General features: G+C 44.4%; 2 protein-coding genes. Both read left to right on the top strand.

Features of this window, described 5'->3' with window-relative positions; genetic code table 11:
- The first annotated feature begins 456 nt into the window (after positions 1–456).
- Positions 457–1149: a tRNA (adenosine(37)-N6)-threonylcarbamoyltransferase complex dimerization subunit type 1 TsaB gene (tsaB, locus tag K2I50_RS05620; RefSeq protein WP_301025230.1), complete on the top strand. Its 693-nt coding sequence runs from the start codon at positions 457–459 to the stop codon at positions 1147–1149.
- A 137-nt stretch (positions 1150–1286) separates the two neighbouring features.
- Positions 1287–1446, top strand: a 160-nt coding sequence (locus K2I50_RS10875) for a 23S rRNA (pseudouridine(1915)-N(3))-methyltransferase RlmH (protein ID WP_367279090.1), incomplete at its 3' end; no start/stop codon positions are given.

The raw sequence follows: 1446 nt of genomic DNA, 5'->3' as shown, positions 1-1446 counted from the left end.
AATATCTGAATTTGGTAAATATGTCATTCCTAATCATTGTTCTCTGCGCATTCGCTTGGCTCGGCCAGGCTCTTAACGACGGAGCAGACATTAACTAACCACATTAAATCGAATACTCATATGATTGGAATTATTCTGTGGGCGATACTCATACTCTTTATCGTTACCTATGCATGTCCCGGCTTTTGGACATTTATGTTATGTGTAGCATTGCCTGTCGGTATTGCCGTTTTTGCTCTGGTAAGTTGGATCCAAGACAAACTTTCCAGCCGTTGATATGTCCTTGCAATTTTGTCTCTGACAACTATTGTGTATGGCGGCTTTAGCGATACTTCCTGCAACATTTGCGTGGTGCTGTTCCTTCGGTATGACCTCCATATTCCGGTGATTAGGGGTGTGCCCCTGAAATTTTTCTCACGTTGGTGTAAGTTGGATGGAAATGTGTAACTTTGCAGTATGGCAACTATATTGAATATCGACACATCTACAAGCGTATGTTCTGTTGCGCTTACTATGGATGGCAATGTGATTGATCGCCGTGAGGATTACAACGGACGTAACCATGCTTCATTACTGAGCGGGTATATCGAGGATATGCTTGCTGCTGCAAAGAAGCATGAAGTGGAGCTCGATGCGATTGCGGTAAGTATCGGTCCGGGCAGTTATACCGGTCTGCGTATCGGATTGTCTGAGGCCAAGGGGCTTGCATATGCCAAGAATCTGCCGCTAATTGGTGTCGATACGTTGCAGACAATGACTGTGGCCGTAATGTTCAGCGATTTCTTTGATGAGAATGTGCTGTTTGCGCCAATGATTGATGCCCGGCGTATGGAAGTGTACACAGCAGTCCACGACTTCGCTTTGGAGAATGTGATGTCGCCTCGTCCTCTGATATTGGATGAGGAAAGCTATCGTGAGCAGCTTGACCGCGGACCGGTGATATTCTTTGGTGATGGTAGTGAAAAAGCCCGTCCCTTGCTTGAAAAGCATCCCAATGCCAATTTCATAACCGAGATATATCCTGTTGCAGCCAATATGATGGCTCTTTCAGAAAGGGCTTATCATAAGAGCGAATTTATCGATCTGGCATACTCTGTGCCGAATTATCTTAAGGATTTCCAGGCGATAAAGCCTAAGAAACTGTTTTAAAATAGCGTTACATATATCCACATCTGATGTGGTCCGTATGGATGTTTACGACAGCCTTTCATATCGGTACCCCGTCAGATGTGATGTGTTCAGGCATTGCAGTATGATGCCATCAAATTGTTAATCGGCCTTCTGTCATGAAGATTGATCTTATAGTAGTAGGAAAAACTACAACACCTTACCTCAAGGAGGGTATTGAGCACTATGTGAAGCGACTGGCTCACTATATCCCTTATGAAATACGTACAATCAACTACATAAAGACATCCAAGGCCCTTACTGCAGAGAGGCAGAAGG

The organism is Muribaculum sp. (assembly GCF_029051885.1).
In the GTDB taxonomy this organism is placed as follows: Bacteria; Bacteroidota; Bacteroidia; order Bacteroidales; family Muribaculaceae; genus Muribaculum.
This window is presented reverse-complemented; position numbering and strand designations above follow the sequence as displayed.

Coding starts and splice junctions, on each gene's coding strand:
- tsaB (WP_301025230.1), top strand. CDS start 457: ATGGCAACTATATTGAATATCGACACATCTACAAGCGTATGTTCTGTT.